Origin of the sequence: Mesorhizobium sp. L-8-3, assembly GCF_016756615.1 — a bacterium.
GTDB lineage: Bacteria > Pseudomonadota > Alphaproteobacteria > Rhizobiales > Rhizobiaceae.
In genome coordinates this window covers 787705-800372 of the sequence record NZ_AP023262.1, presented here as the reverse complement: position 1 = coordinate 800372, position 12668 = coordinate 787705, and the positions used below count along the sequence as shown (strand labels likewise).

The 12668-nt window shown below is 65.6% G+C and carries 16 protein-coding genes and 1 tRNA gene; 14 read left to right on the top strand and 3 right to left on the bottom strand.

Features of this window, described 5'->3' with window-relative positions; all coding sequences use genetic code 11:
- Position 1: 1 nt before the first annotated feature.
- From trbJ to JN302_RS03640, 11 genes are all read left to right on the top strand, one after another.
- Positions 2 to 769 carry a P-type conjugative transfer protein TrbJ gene (gene trbJ / locus JN302_RS03690; protein ID WP_202331810.1) on the top strand — a complete coding sequence of 256 codons (768 nt, stop codon included), beginning with the start codon at positions 2 to 4 and terminating at the stop codon, positions 767 to 769.
- A gap of 20 nt (positions 770 to 789) precedes the next feature.
- On the top strand, positions 790 to 1068 hold the full coding sequence (gene trbK-alt, locus JN302_RS03685; protein ID WP_202331808.1) for a putative entry exclusion protein TrbK-alt: 279 nt from the start codon (positions 790 to 792) through the stop codon (positions 1066 to 1068).
- A gap of 3 nt (positions 1069 to 1071) precedes the next feature.
- Positions 1072 to 2427, top strand: a complete 1356-nt coding sequence (trbL, locus tag JN302_RS03680; protein ID WP_202331806.1) for a P-type conjugative transfer protein TrbL — start codon at positions 1072 to 1074, stop codon at positions 2425 to 2427.
- Positions 2424 to 3113 (top strand): conjugal transfer protein TrbF, encoded by a 690-nt coding sequence (gene trbF / locus JN302_RS03675; RefSeq protein ID WP_202331804.1) that lies wholly within the window; start codon positions 2424 to 2426, stop codon positions 3111 to 3113. Before trbL ends, trbF begins: the two co-directional genes overlap by 4 nt.
- A complete protein-coding gene (gene trbG, locus JN302_RS03670) occupies positions 3110 to 4066 on the top strand; it encodes a P-type conjugative transfer protein TrbG (protein ID WP_202331802.1) in 957 nt (318 codons plus the stop codon). Before trbF ends, trbG begins: the two co-directional genes overlap by 4 nt.
- The gene (locus JN302_RS03665; protein ID WP_202331800.1) at positions 4063 to 5211 is read left to right on the top strand and encodes a TrbI/VirB10 family protein; all 1149 of its coding nucleotides are present in this window, start codon (positions 4063 to 4065) and stop codon (positions 5209 to 5211) included. The genes trbG and JN302_RS03665 overlap by 4 nt, the downstream gene beginning before the upstream one ends.
- Before the next feature lie 2 nt (positions 5212 to 5213).
- Positions 5214 to 5429, top strand: a complete 216-nt coding sequence (locus tag JN302_RS03660) for a DUF2274 domain-containing protein (protein WP_092715050.1) — start codon at positions 5214 to 5216, stop codon at positions 5427 to 5429.
- A 153-nt stretch (positions 5430 to 5582) separates the two neighbouring features.
- Positions 5583 to 5906: a hypothetical protein gene (locus JN302_RS03655; protein WP_202331798.1), complete on the top strand. Its 324-nt coding sequence runs from the start codon at positions 5583 to 5585 to the stop codon at positions 5904 to 5906.
- Complete coding sequence (locus JN302_RS03650; protein ID WP_202331796.1) at positions 5903 to 6256, top strand: toxin-antitoxin system TumE family protein; 354 nt, start codon at positions 5903 to 5905, stop codon at positions 6254 to 6256. The genes JN302_RS03655 and JN302_RS03650 overlap by 4 nt, the downstream gene beginning before the upstream one ends.
- On the top strand, positions 6253 to 6642 hold the full coding sequence (locus tag JN302_RS03645; protein ID WP_202331794.1) for an HVO_A0114 family putative DNA-binding protein: 390 nt from the start codon (positions 6253 to 6255) through the stop codon (positions 6640 to 6642). Before JN302_RS03650 ends, JN302_RS03645 begins: the two co-directional genes overlap by 4 nt.
- A 20-nt stretch (positions 6643 to 6662) precedes the next feature.
- Positions 6663 to 8294 carry a recombinase family protein gene (locus tag JN302_RS03640; RefSeq protein WP_446720711.1) on the top strand — a complete coding sequence of 544 codons (1632 nt, stop codon included), beginning with the start codon at positions 6663 to 6665 and terminating at the stop codon, positions 8292 to 8294.
- Here JN302_RS03640 and JN302_RS03635 read toward each other — a convergent pair.
- Positions 8265 to 8341, bottom strand: a tRNA-Arg gene (locus JN302_RS03635). The two genes, JN302_RS03640 and JN302_RS03635, sit on opposite strands and share 30 nt — an antisense overlap.
- 191 nt (positions 8342 to 8532) lie before the next feature.
- Here JN302_RS03635 and JN302_RS03630 point away from each other — a divergent pair.
- From JN302_RS03630 to JN302_RS03620, 3 genes are all read left to right on the top strand, one after another.
- Positions 8533 to 8934 (top strand): (R)-mandelonitrile lyase, encoded by a 402-nt coding sequence (locus tag JN302_RS03630; RefSeq protein ID WP_202331790.1) that lies wholly within the window; start codon positions 8533 to 8535, stop codon positions 8932 to 8934.
- 123 nt (positions 8935 to 9057) lie between these two features.
- On the top strand, positions 9058 to 9645 hold the full coding sequence (locus JN302_RS03625; protein WP_202331788.1) for an IMPACT family protein: 588 nt from the start codon (positions 9058 to 9060) through the stop codon (positions 9643 to 9645).
- A gap of 64 nt (positions 9646 to 9709) precedes the next feature.
- Positions 9710 to 10180: a Rid family hydrolase gene (locus JN302_RS03620; RefSeq protein ID WP_202331787.1), complete on the top strand. Its 471-nt coding sequence runs from the start codon at positions 9710 to 9712 to the stop codon at positions 10178 to 10180.
- Between the two features lie 34 nt (positions 10181 to 10214).
- Here JN302_RS03620 and JN302_RS03615 read toward each other — a convergent pair whose 3' ends face one another.
- Both JN302_RS03615 and JN302_RS03610 read right to left on the bottom strand, forming a co-directional pair.
- Positions 10215 to 11069 (bottom strand): D-alanyl-D-alanine carboxypeptidase family protein, encoded by an 855-nt coding sequence (locus tag JN302_RS03615; protein WP_202331786.1) that lies wholly within the window; start codon positions 11067 to 11069, stop codon positions 10215 to 10217.
- Between the two features lie 419 nt (positions 11070 to 11488).
- Positions 11489 to 12619, bottom strand: coding sequence for a 5-methyltetrahydropteroyltriglutamate--homocysteine S-methyltransferase (locus tag JN302_RS03610; protein WP_202331785.1), 1131 nt, complete (start codon positions 12617 to 12619; stop codon positions 11489 to 11491).
- Between the last annotated feature and the right edge of the window lie 49 nt (positions 12620 to 12668).

Here is a 12668-nt window from a genome sequence, read left to right as displayed (position 1 = left end):
CATGATGATCCGTCGTTTCCGCTCGCACGCCATGGCGCTCGCCGCAACCATGCTCGCGGCCGCGCCGCTCGTGATCTCGCCGATGGTGGGGACGCCCGCGCACGCCATCATCGTCTTTGATCCCTCCAACTACGCGCAGAACGTCCTGACCGCCGCGCGCACGTTGGAGCAGATCACCCACCAGATCACCTCGCTTCAGAACGAAGCGCAGATGCTCATCAATCAGGCGAAGAACCTCGCCAGCCTGCCGTTCTCGGCGCTCCAGCAGCTTCAGCAGAACGTCCAGCGCACCCAGCAGCTTCTCCAGCAGGCGCAGGGCATCGCCTTCAACGTCCAGCAGATCGACCAGATGTTCTCCCAGAAATACGGGAACGTCTCGATGTCCACGAGCGATCAGCAGCTCGTGGCCAATGCCCGTTCGCGCTGGCAGAACACCGTCGGCGGCTTGCAGGACGCGATGCGCGTGCAGGCCGGCGTCGTCGGCAACATCGACTCGAACCGCACGCAGATGTCGGCGCTTGTCAGCCAGAGCCAGGGCGCGACCGGCGCGCTTCAGGCGACGCAGGCGGGCAACCAGCTCCTCGCGCTCCAGTCGCAGCAGCTTTCCGATCTCGTCGCGGTCGTCTCGGCCAATGGCCGGGCGAGCGCGCTGACCGATGCGGAACGCGCCGCCGCCGCCGAACAGGGGCGTGAACAGCGCCGCCGCTTCCTCACGCCCGGCGCCGGCTACACGCCCGGCAACGCCCAGATGTTCAACAGCGGCAAGTAATCGCCAGAAGGAGCATCCTCATGGACGGCAAGATGTTGGCCCGCCTCGGTGCTATCGTGTTCGTCGCTGTCGCCGTCACGGCAACGGCGATCGAGATGACCCGCAAGGAGGACGCGCCGGCATCTTCGCCGGCTGCCCTTCACCAACCCGACCGCGATCCCCTGCGCGAAGACCAGCGCCGATGCCAAAGGCTCGGCCAGAAAGCGGCCGACGATGCCGATTGCCTGCGCGTCTGGTCCGAGACCCGCGACCGCTTCCTTGGCCGCGCGCCCGCGCCGGCCGCACCGGAAGGAAGGTGAGCCATGGGCGGCGCAGGCGTCATCGACTCGTTTCTAGGAACCTTCACCCGCTATATCGACTCAGGGTTCGGCCTCCTGTCCGGCGAAGTGGCCTTCATCGCCACGACGCTGATCGTCATCGACGTGACCTTGGCCGCGCTGTTCTGGTCCTGGGCCGCCGATGACGACATCATGGCGCGGCTCGTCAAGAAGACACTGTTCGTCGGCATCTTTGCCTACCTGATCGGCAACTGGAACAATCTCGCGAAGATCCTCTTCGACAGCTTTGCGGGCCTTGGCTTGAAGGCTAGCGGAACAGGTTTCTCCGCCGCCGACCTGATGCGCCCCGGCAAGGTTGCACAGACCGGCCTCGACGCCGCCCGGCCGCTGCTCGAATCCATTTCCGACCTGATGGGATGGGTGGCCTTCTTCGAGAACTTCATCCAGATCGCGTGCCTGCTCTTCGCCTGGGCACTGGTGATCCTCGCCTTCTTCATCCTCGCCATCCAGCTCTTCGTCACTCTGATCGAGTTCAAGCTGGCGACGCTGGCGGGCTTCGTCCTCATCCCGTTCGGCCTGTTCGGCAAGACCGCCTTCATGGCCGAAAAGGTGCTCGGCAACGTCATTTCCAGCGGCATCAAGGTTCTGGTGCTCGCCGTCATCATCGGTATCGGCTCGACCCTGTTCAGCCAGTTCACCCAAGGCTTCGGCGGACAGACTCCGAGCATCGACGATGCCATGGCCGTCGTGCTCGCCGCGCTCTCGCTAGTCGGTCTCGGCATCTTCGGCCCTGGTATCGCCAACGGCCTCGTGAGCGGCGGCCCGCAGCTTGGCGCGGGTGCTGCCGTGGGCACCGGCCTCGCGGTCGGCGGCGCCGCCATGGCCGTCGGCGGCGGGGCGATGCTCGCCGCCAAGGGCGGCACGGCTTTGCTCTCCGGCGGAGCGGCGGCAGCACGCGGCGGCGCGACCGCGGCGGGCGCGGCATCGTCGGCCTATTCGCTCGGCAAGTCCGGCGCCTCCGGCGTCGCATCGGGCATTGGCGGCGTCGCCCGCGCGGCGGGCAGCGCCACCGGCAATGCCGCGTCGTCGCCGCTGCGCCGCGCGGCTGCCAGCCTCAAATCCAGCTTCAGCGACGGCGCGAAGGCTGGCTTCGGCGCGACCGGCGGCAGCTCCACCATGGGAACAGTCGGCGGAGACGCCGCAGCAGCCGCGCCCACGCCATCGGCCACGACGGACGGCACACCGCCCGATTGGGCCAAGCGCATGAAGCGCGGCCAGACGGTCAGCCACGGCGTCAGCGCCGCCGCCCATGCCGTCCGCTCCGGCGACAGCCACGGCTCCGGTTCTTCCATCAACCTCTCTGAAAGCGACCGCTCATGAACCTCTTCAAAAGACCCGCCGCCCATTACGGCAAGACCGTCCAACCCGAGACGCCCTATCAGAAGGCCGGCCAGGTCTGGGACGAACGCATCGGCTCCGCCCGCGTGCAGGCCAAGAATTGGCGCTACATGGCCTTCGGCTCGCTGATCCTCTCGGCAGGCTTCGCCGGGGCGCTCGTCATCCAGTCCGCGCGCGGGACCGTCGTACCCTGGGTCGTTCAGGTCGATAAGCTCGGCCAGTCGCAGGCTGTTGCGCCGGCCGTGGCGGACTTCCGTCCGACCGATCCGCAGATCGCTTGGCATCTCGGCCGCTTCATCGAGCAGGTCAGGAGCATCCCCGCCGATCCGATCATCGTCCGACAGAACTGGCTTCGCGCCTATGACTGGACGACCGATCGCGGCGCGGCTGCGCTCAACGACTATGCCCGTACCAACGATCCGTTCGCCAAGGTCGGCAAGCAGCAGATCGCCGTCGACGTCTCCAGCGTCATTCGCGCATCACCCGACAGCTTCCGTGTCGCCTGGATGGAGCGGCAATTCGAGAACGGCGCGCTCGCCTCGACCCAGCGTTGGACCGCGATCCTGACGATCACGCTTCAGCCGCCGCGCGACGCCGAACGGCTGAAGGCCAATCCGCTCGGCATCTACGTCAACGCCATCAACTGGTCGCGGGAGATGGGCCAATGAGCAGCACTTTACGCAAGCCTGCCGCCATCGTCCTCTTGCTGTCCGCATCGGCGCTCGCCGGCTGTGCTACCAATAGGCCGCCCGAGATCAGCTACGACGCCAGCGTGCCGCCGCTGCCCGCCGTGCCCGTCACCGTGATGGACCTGCGCCCCAAGCCTCTCAACACACCGCCGGCCTGGACCGTCGCACGCGGCGGCGAGACCGCCGGCACGCCGACCGGCCGCGTCGAGAACGCCAATGCCGCCGCGCGCGTGCAGCCACGCCGCGAAGGCTATTACAACGCCATCCAGGTCTATCCGTGGTCGGAAGGCGCGCTCTATCAAGTCTATGCCGCGCCCGGCCAGATCACGAGCATCGCGCTCGAACCGGGCGAGAGTCTGACCGGCTCCGGGCCGATCGCGGCAGGCGACACCGCCCGCTGGATCATCGGCGATACCGAATCCGGCTCCGGCGTCGGTCGCCGTGTCCTCGTGCTGGTGAAGCCCTCGCGCGCCGACATCACCACCAATCTCGTCATCACGACCGACAAGCGCACCTACATGATCGAGCTTCGTTCGGGTGAGAAGCCCTATATGCCCGCCGTCGCCTGGGCCTATCCGCAGCCGGCAGGCGGCGGCAGCCAAGCCCTTCCGGCAACGCCGGTCATTCCGGCTGTCGCCGCGCGCAACTATCGCTACGGCCTCACCGGCGACAATCCGCCGTGGAAGCCCATCGCCGTCTATGACGACGGCCGCCGCGTCTATGTCGAGTTCCCGCGCGGGATCGTGCAGGGCGAGATGCCGCCGATCTTTGTCATCGGCCCGAACGGCGAAACCCAGATCGTCAACAGCCGCATCTATCAACACATCCTGATCGTCGACCGGCTGTTCGGCGCGGCCGAGCTGCGCCTTGGGGCCAGCGACCGCCAGCAGACCGTCAGGATCGTACGCACCGACGGGAGGCCGCAATCATGACCGAGACCCCAGACACCAACGCCGAACCCATGCGCCTGCGTAGCGAGCCGCCGCGTGTCACTCGACTGTCGCGCAAGATGCTCGCCAGCGTCGCCGCCGTCGCCCTGGTCGGCATCGGCGGATCGCTGATCTACGCGCTCCAGACCCGCGCGCCCGGCGATGGCGGTGAGGAGCTTTATTCGACCAACAACCGCCAGACCGCCGATGGTCTCGCCGGATTGCCGAAGGACTATACCGGCCCGGTCCTGGGACCGGCGCTGCCCGGCGATCTCGGCCGACCGATCCTCGACGCCCAGAACAACGGCCAGCCCGTCGTGACACCCGCGGTTCCGGCGCCCGGCGTCAGCGAGGCCGAACAGCGACGCCGCGCCGAGGAAGAGGCCGCCCGTCTCAGCACCGTCTTCTTCCAGTCGCGGCAGGGCTCTACAGCCGCCACGCCATCCGGCGCGATGCCCGGTCTCGCGGGTCTCGACTTGGCCGGCGCAGCGGGCCAGCCCGCCACCGGACAGGACAAGCAGCTCGCTTTCCTCAACGCGGCGGCCGACCGCCGCACGGTCACGCCCGATCGCGTCACGCCGCCGGCTTCGCCCTTCGTGCTTCAGGCCGGCGCCGTCATCTCGGCGGCGCTCATCACCGGCATCCGTTCCGATCTTCCCGGCCAGATCACTGCCCAGGTCACGGAGAACATCTACGACAGCCCGACCGGGCGTATCCTGCTCGTGCCGCAGGGCACGCGCCTGATCGGCCAGTATGACAACAACGTGCAGTTCGGACAGCGCCGCGTGCTGCTTGTCTGGAACCGGCTCATCATGCCGAATGGCCGCTCGATCGTTCTCGAGCGCCAGCCCGGCGCCGACACGCAAGGGTACGCCGGCCTTGAGGATGGCGTCGATTATCACTGGTGGGACCTCGCCAAGGCCGCTGCGCTCTCGACCCTGCTCGGCGTCGGCGCGGAACTCGCCGCCGACGACAATGACCGCCTGATCCGCGCCATCCGAGACGGCGCACAGGATACGGTCAACCAAGCCGGTCAGCAGATCATCCAACGACAGTTGCAGGTCGCGCCCACGCTGACCATCCGGCCCGGTTTCCCGGTCAGGGTCATCGTCACGCGCGACATCGTGTTCGAGCCCTATAGGAGCTGACCATGACCAAGCTGAAACTCGGTCCCATCGCTGACGACAAGCCCGTCAGGATCGCGCTGGAGCTGCCCGCCGCACTCCACCGCGACCTGATCGAATACGGCCGCCTCCTGGCCGAAGGTGGCGCACCGATCGAGCCGGCCAAGCTGATCGTGCCGATGCTGGAGCGCTTCATCGCCACCGATCGCGGCTTCGCGAAAGCACGGCGGACGCCAAGCTGATCCGCCGCCGCGGCCCCCCGCTTTCTATGCAGGGGTGCCGCTGGCGCGCGAGCGCAAATGCGGCACGCTACCGGCCGCCGATCTCCCTCCATGCTTCGCATAAATCCGGGCCTCCTGACGCTCGGTTTTCAATCGCGAACCACGGAGGATTCAATGTCCGCACAAGAGTCCCGCGCCCGCAGGGGGCGGCCACAACGGCTAGCCCCGCAAGCACTTCCTGACGACCTTTACAATTATGGCGACGATCTCGCGCCGTCGCGCGCGCCACGCCGCCGCAACCCGTGGTCTGGCACTTTCGATGTCGAGAAGCTGCCCGTCATCGACGATTGGCCGGAGCGTGTGCCGGTCACCGAAGCCGAGGTGGACATTTTCGAGCGCTATTTCGGCGATGCTTTCGACCGGCTGTTCGGCCCCCTTGATGCCGAAGGTAATGAGGGCTTGAATAAGTTAACATCTGATGTTAACAATAAGCCATGAGCGAGGATCGTGATCCGAGCCTCGACACGCTACTGGACCTTGACGGTCAGGTGCTTGTTGTCGATCCCGAGGGCGGTCATTGGGTGAGGTTCGTCGTCACCCGCATTCCGGTCTCACCGGAAAAGCCGCACGGCCTCGATTACTCGCTCACGCTTCACGGGCCTTCGGGCGAGCGGCTGGTCGGCTTTGACAACGCCCATCCGGTCGGCCGGGGCAGAAGGGGAGAGCCGATGGACCACCGCCACCGCCTCCAGACCGTGAAGCCATACGCCTGGGAGGACGCGGCCACGCTACTGGCCGACTTCTGGCAGGCGGTGGACGCGGTGTTGAAGGAGCGAGGCGTGTTATGACCACCTTGAAAGTCGGGATTGCCGACTACGACGAGATGAAGGCCCGCACCATGCGGATCGCGCGCGGCGAGGAAAAGTCGGCGGCGGACGATCCGAAGGTGTGGTTCACCTCCACTGAATCTTTCGCGCAGGTGCTCTCCAGCGGAAATCGCGAACTGCTGCGCGTCATCGACGAGCAAGCACCCGGTTCGCTGGAGGAGCTGTCGCAGATCACCGGGCGGGCGAAGTCGAGCCTGTCTCGAACACTCAAGACCATGGCGGGCTACGGTCTCGTCAGTATGGAGCCTGGCAATGGCCGGAAGATCATGCCGAAGGTATTGCACGATCGGGTGGCCCTGGAGCTGCCCTTGCTCGAACGGCGCGAAGCGAAGGGAGGCCGCCCATGAACATTCAAAGTCCGCATATCGTGCAGCGCGCGGCGCTCTATCTGCGCGTCTCGACGACGCGGCAGGCCGAGCATGATGTGTCGATCCCGGATCAGCGTAAGCAGGGTGAATCCTATTGTGCTTCGCGTGGATACCAGCTTGTCGAAACCTTCGTGGAGGCTGGAGCTTCCGCCACCAATGACCGCCGCCCGGAATTCCAGCGCATGATCGAAGCCGGCACATCGAAGCCTGCGCCGTTCGATGTCGTCGTAGTTCACCGTTTCTCGCGCTTCTTCCGCGATCACTTCGAGCTGGAATTCTATGTCAGGAAGCTGGCGAAGAATGGCGTCAAGCTCGTCTCCATCACGCAGGAGATGGGCGACGATCCCATGCACGTCATGATGCGGCAGATCATGGCCCTGTTCGACGAGTACCAATCGAAGGAGAACGCCAAGCACGTCCTGCGCGCCATGAACGAGAACGCCCGTCAGGGTTTTTGGAACGGCGCGCGACCGCCCATTGGCTATCGCGTCGTCGCGGCCGAGCAGCGTGGATCGAAGATCAAGAAGAAGCTAGAGATCGATCCGCTGCACGCGGAAACGGTCAGGCTCATTTATCGCCTGTTCCTCGAAGGCGGCGGTACGTCTGGCCCGAAGGGCGTCATGGCCATTGCGACCTATCTCAACGAACGCCGCATGTTCACCCGTGACGGCGGGAAATGGGGCCTGGCGCAAATCCACGCGATCCTGACCCGCACGACCTATATCGGCGAGCACCGATTCAACACACGCTCTTTCAAGAACCGCGAGAGGAAGCCGGAGAACGAGGTATCGATCATGGCGGTGCCGCCGCTGATAGAGAGGGAGACGTTCGACGCCGTTCAGGCGCGTCTCAAATCGCGCAATCCGATGTTGGTGCCCGCGCGAGTTACGAGTGGTCCGACGCTGCTCACCGGCATCTGCTTCTGCGCGAAGTGCGGCGGTGCGATGACGCTGCGCACTGGCAAGGGCAATGGCGGGCAGTACACCTATTACACCTGCTCGACCAAAGCGCGGCAAGGCAAGGTCGGCTGCGAAGGGCGTTCGATCCGAATGGATAAGCTCGATCATCTGGTCGCGCGCCATCTTGAAGAGCGCCTTCTCCAACCGAAGCGGTTGGAGACGATCCTGTCGAGCCTTCTCGATCGCCGGCAGGAACGAGCCGAACGCCGGCGTGAACACCTGGCTGATTTAAATCGGCGAATCACCGAGACGGATCAGCGATTGGGTCGGCTCTACGATGCGATCGAAACGGGTGTGGCCGCGCTGGACGACACGGGACTGAAGGACCGGATCGCCAATCTCAAAGCGATCCGCGATCAGGCGGCGGCGGACGCCGAGCGGATACGGGCGACACTTGACAGCTCCGGGCACCGGGCCGTTACGCCAGACATGATCGACGCGCTTTCGGAAACCGCACGCAGCAGCCTGCGGATTGAAGGAGGCGGCTATCGGCGGGACCACCTGCGCGCCTTTGCCCAGCGCGTTGAGGTCGCCGATGACGAGGTTCGCATCATGGGGAGGAAATCGGACCTGTTTCAAAGCCTCGTCGCCGCTTCGAGCGGGGAATCGGCGGCGTTTGCGGTTCGCAGTTCTGTACTGAAATGGCGCACCCGACAGGATTCGAACCTGTGACCTCTGCCTTCGGAGGGCAGCACTCTATCCAGCTGAGCTACGGGTGCCCGGCCGAAGCAGATGAGCGCTTCGGCGCGCGACCGGGCGAGCCCGATCACGCGCTTCATAGCCGATGCGTTCGCAGGCTTCAACGGTGAAATGGCGATAGCGCCGCGTATGCGTGCGCCGGTGCGCTCGGTCTGTTCGGGCGAGCGTCATCGCCTTATGTTCTTCGAGGACAGTGGAAGGAACGATCCCCATGGATATCAAGCGTTGCGGTTCGCGGCCGTCGGCGAAGCCGTCGCCGGACTATTTCACCGGTGCGGTGCGGCAGGATCCGCTTATCGAGACGCCGGAACCGGCGCGGCTGCGCGCCGTCAGCGTCACTTTCGAGCCGGGTGCGCGGACCGCATGGCACACCCATCCGCTTGGCCAGAGCCTTGTCGTCACGTCCGGCTGCGGCTGGGCGCAGTCCTGGGGCGGCCCCGTCAAGGAGATCCGCGCCGGCGACGTGGTCTGGTTCGGACCCGGTGAAAAGCACTGGCACGGCGCGGGCGCCACGACGGCGATGACCCATATCGCGCTCCAGGAAGCGCTGGACGGCAAGGCGGTCGATTGGCTGGAGCACGTCGCGGACGAGCAGTATACGGCGCCTCGGTAAGGGATCGGACACGGAGATGGATACCGGTCTCGGCGAAAACACGATACCTGGAGCACACAAAGAGGCAGCGCCGTTGCCGGCGGCACGCCGGCCGGTCTAGGGGGCTGCCCGAGTTTGCCCGACATGTTCACGCTCGAGCGCGTCGAAACCGCCGGCCAGGAGGTGAAGAAAAGCCGTTTCCGCGCGGTCGCCGGCCCGGTGTCGAGCGAAGACGAAGCGCGAGACTTCGTCGCGCGCCACGCCGAGGCCGCGGCGAACCACAATTGCTGGGCGTGGCGTGTCGGCCAGAACTGTCGCTTCTTCGACGACGGCGAGCCGAGCGGCACTGCTGGCAAGCCGATCCTGCAGGTGATCGACGGCCAGGCCCTCGATCGCGTCGCCGTCTTGGTGACGCGCTGGTTCGGCGGCATATTGCTCGGCAGCGGCGGGCTGGTGCGGGCCTATGGCGGAACGGCGGGCCTTTGCCTCAGATCGGCGACCAAGTTGCCCCTCGTCGCCACCGTCAAGGCCAAGGTAGGCTGCGGCTTCGGCGATCTGGCAACGGTCAAGGCGCGGCTTTCCGCCGTGCCGGGCGTCGCAATCGTCGAAACGCATTTCGTCGCCGCCGGTGCGGACCTGGTGCTGTCGCTTCCCGAGGCGGAAGCCGAAGCGATCCTGCGGCAGGTCGCCGACCTCACCAGCGGCCGCGCATCGACGTTACTGCTGCCCTGACCGTCTTCCAATCCCCGGTCGGATCGGCATAGATGCCCGCCGACGAAAGCAGGAGGGCAGTGGCATGAGCACACGCAGGACCATCGTTCCGGAGGCCTTGAAGGGTGTCTATGAGGGTTGGCACTTCGCGCCGGCCGTGGTCTCCAGGGGCATGGTCTATTGCTCCGGCATCATCGGCACAAGCGTCGACGGCGAGGCGCCGGGCAAGGCGGCGCTCGAAGGCGCGCGCTCGACGACGGCGGCTCCCGATGCGGGCCTCGCGGCGCTGCGCGCGGTGCGTGACCCCGAGGCGCAGTTCGCCACCGCCTTCGAGGCGCTGGCCGCGATCCTGGCCGAGGCCGGCGCGGGCCTGGGCGACATCGTCGAGATCACCACCTATCACGTCGACATCGGCCGTCACATGGAGGCCTTCGTCCGCGTCAAGGACCGCTATCTGAAGGAACCTTATCCCGCGTGGACCGCGATCGGCGTCGCCGAACTCGTCGTGCCCGGCGGCCTGATGGAGATCCGCGCCATCGCGGCCCTGCCGGAATAGATGGGCCCCGGATTTGTCCCGCTGCCCGCTTCCGTCAGCTGCTTGCTGCCGGCAGGTAACGCTGGATCAGCTCCTCGACATGGTCGTTGCGGCTCCTGGCGGTGTCGCCGCCCATGACCACGATGATCAGCCGGCGTCCGCCGTCGTTCACCGAAGTGACGATGTTGAAGCCCGACGCCCTGACATAGCCGGTCTTGATGCCGTCGACGCCGCGCACCCTTCCGATCAGGTCATTATGGCCGCGTATGGTCCTGCCGCGGAAGACGAAGTCCTGCTCGCCGAAATAATGATAGTGATGGGGGAAGCGCTGGCGTAACGCCATGCCGAGCACGGCCATGTCGCGCGCCGTCGTGCGCTGGTCGCCGTCGGGCAGTCCCGACGCATTGCGGAACACGGTGGCGCGCATGCCGATGACGCGTGCCTTGGCCGTCATCGTCGCCGCGAAGGCGTCCTCGGTGCCGCCGAGATATTCGGCCACCGCCACCGCGACGTCGTTGGCCGACTTGGTGGCCAGCGCATGGATCGCCGATTGGACGTCGATCGTCTCACCGCGCCGGAATCCGATCTTGCTCGGCGGCTGCGAGCGCGCATGGTCGGAGACCGGAATCTCCGTCGTCTTCGAAACCCGGCCCGCGTCGATCGCCTCGAACAGGAGGTAGAGCGTCATCATCTTGGTGAGGGATGCCGGAAAGCGCGCTTCCTCTGCTCCTGACTGGTAGAGCATGCGCCCGTTCCTGGCGTCGACCACGATCGCCGCATAGCGCGTCGAAGAAAGCGGGGTCGGCTGGATCGGCTCCAGCTCGGTCGTCGTGCAGCCGGCGACGGCAAGGGCAAGAAACAGGAAGACGGCTGCCCGGCGGGTGAGAGGATTGTGAAGCGCGCTCGGCAAGGATGCTACCCGGATGCTTGAAGGTCGTAGTCTGCTTATACGCGGCAACTTTCGCGAAGCTATCGCGACATCGGCGGAATTTTGCTCTCCGGACGTGAAGAAAGTGTTTTTCCCGTGAATAACCCGCACTCGGCCTCGTGCATCTCGGCAATGGGAGGAGCGACCGGTGTCATGACCGGGCGGCAACCGATGCGCCGGGACTTTGCCAACGGTCGACAATATCGGCCGTTGGAGCGCGCGACTGCGTGGCCCGCGCCCGTTGGCGCGAAAGCCAAGCGGCCCGGAGGGGCCGCGCCGGCGATTGAGGCCACCGACACCACAGCGTGTCGCGTGGAATAGGATTCAAGCGATACGCTGTATTTCTTGATTTATCGCATGTCTTTTTCCCGAAACCGGTATCCCCTTTCGAGAGACATGCTTTATTTGTCGACGCCGCCCCAGATCGCCTCCGCCGTCCGCACGACCAGGTCGAGCTTGCGCTTCTGGTCGTCCTCGCTGATCTTGTTGCCTTCCTCGGTCGAGGCGAAGCCGCATTGCGGAGCGATGCCGAGCTGGCCGATGTCGGCGAATTGCGAGGCGGCGTCAAACTTCCGCTTGAGATCGTCGAGCTTCTCGAGTTCGCCGGACTTGGTCGTGATGAAGCCCGGCAACATCCGCTTCCTGCCCTTGGGCAGCAGCCTCAGCGGCTCCAGTCCCCCGGCCCGCTCGCTGTCATACTCCATGAAATAGACGTCGATCCCGGTTTCGTTGAACACCGCGTCGGCCGCGGGATCGTAGGCGCCCTCCGCCACCCAGGTCGACTGGAAGTTGCCGCGGCACATATGCATGGCGATCAGCATGTCGTCGGGCCGCGCGGCGATCGCATCGTGCATCACCCTGGCATATTTCGAGATCAGCCAGTCCGGGTCGGTGCCTTCAGCCGCCTTCTGCGCGCGGATCTTCGGGTCGCACAGATAGGCGAAGAAGATGTCGTCCATCTGCAGGTAGCGGCATCCCGCGTCATAGAAGGCCTTCACCGCCTTGGCATAGGTTTTCGCCAGGTCGTCGAACAGGATCTCGACGTCGCGATATTCCTTCGGATGGATGTCGTCCTTGGCCGTCCGGAAATGGCAGCAGCTTGGCCCCGGTATCGATATCTTCGGCGTCACATCGGTCACCGAGGCGAGATACTTGTAGTGGTCGAGCATCGGATGATCATCGGGGAAATCGAGCCGGCCGGTGATGGTGGGGAAGATCGGCCGAAGCTTTGCCCCGTGGAACTGCACACCCTCGTCGCGCTCGACAAGCTCGAAGCCGGTCAGCGCTCCCATGAAGTCATAGTGCCAGAAGGAGCGCCGCATTTCACCGTCGGTGACGGCGAGCAGGCCGGCATTCTGCTGCATGCGTACCGTTTCACGGATGGCCTCGTCTTCGACCGCCGAGAGCTCTTCCCGGTCGATCGATTTGTCCTCGAAGAAGCGCTTGCGCGCCTGCTTCACCCTTTCCGGGCGCAACAGGCTGCCGACATGGTCTGCGCGGTAGGGCGGCTTGGCGGTCGTGGCGCTCGGCATCGGCGTTCTCCTCCGGTCGTGTCCGTCTCGCTGTCCAGCCGTTTCGTAC

What these genes read in the sequence shown, in the direction of transcription:
- trbJ (WP_202331810.1), top strand. Translation starts at nt 2, where the DNA reads ATGATGATCCGTCGTTTCCGCTCGCACGCCATGGCGCTCGCCGCAACC.
- trbK-alt (WP_202331808.1), top strand. Translation starts at nt 790, where the DNA reads ATGGACGGCAAGATGTTGGCCCGCCTCGGTGCTATCGTGTTCGTCGCT.
- trbL (WP_202331806.1), top strand. Translation starts at nt 1,072, where the DNA reads ATGGGCGGCGCAGGCGTCATCGACTCGTTTCTAGGAACCTTCACCCGC.
- trbF (WP_202331804.1), top strand. Translation starts at nt 2,424, where the DNA reads ATGAACCTCTTCAAAAGACCCGCCGCCCATTACGGCAAGACCGTCCAA.
- trbG (WP_202331802.1), top strand. Translation starts at nt 3,110, where the DNA reads ATGAGCAGCACTTTACGCAAGCCTGCCGCCATCGTCCTCTTGCTGTCC.
- JN302_RS03665 (WP_202331800.1), top strand. Translation starts at nt 4,063, where the DNA reads ATGACCGAGACCCCAGACACCAACGCCGAACCCATGCGCCTGCGTAGC.
- JN302_RS03660 (WP_092715050.1), top strand. Translation starts at nt 5,214, where the DNA reads ATGACCAAGCTGAAACTCGGTCCCATCGCTGACGACAAGCCCGTCAGG.
- JN302_RS03655 (WP_202331798.1), top strand. Translation starts at nt 5,583, where the DNA reads ATGTCCGCACAAGAGTCCCGCGCCCGCAGGGGGCGGCCACAACGGCTA.
- JN302_RS03650 (WP_202331796.1), top strand. Translation starts at nt 5,903, where the DNA reads ATGAGCGAGGATCGTGATCCGAGCCTCGACACGCTACTGGACCTTGAC.
- JN302_RS03645 (WP_202331794.1), top strand. Translation starts at nt 6,253, where the DNA reads ATGACCACCTTGAAAGTCGGGATTGCCGACTACGACGAGATGAAGGCC.
- JN302_RS03630 (WP_202331790.1), top strand. Translation starts at nt 8,533, where the DNA reads ATGGATATCAAGCGTTGCGGTTCGCGGCCGTCGGCGAAGCCGTCGCCG.
- JN302_RS03625 (WP_202331788.1), top strand. Translation starts at nt 9,058, where the DNA reads ATGTTCACGCTCGAGCGCGTCGAAACCGCCGGCCAGGAGGTGAAGAAA.
- JN302_RS03620 (WP_202331787.1), top strand. Translation starts at nt 9,710, where the DNA reads ATGAGCACACGCAGGACCATCGTTCCGGAGGCCTTGAAGGGTGTCTAT.
- JN302_RS03610 (WP_202331785.1), bottom strand. Translation starts at nt 12,619, where the DNA reads ATGCCGAGCGCCACGACCGCCAAGCCGCCCTACCGCGCAGACCATGTC.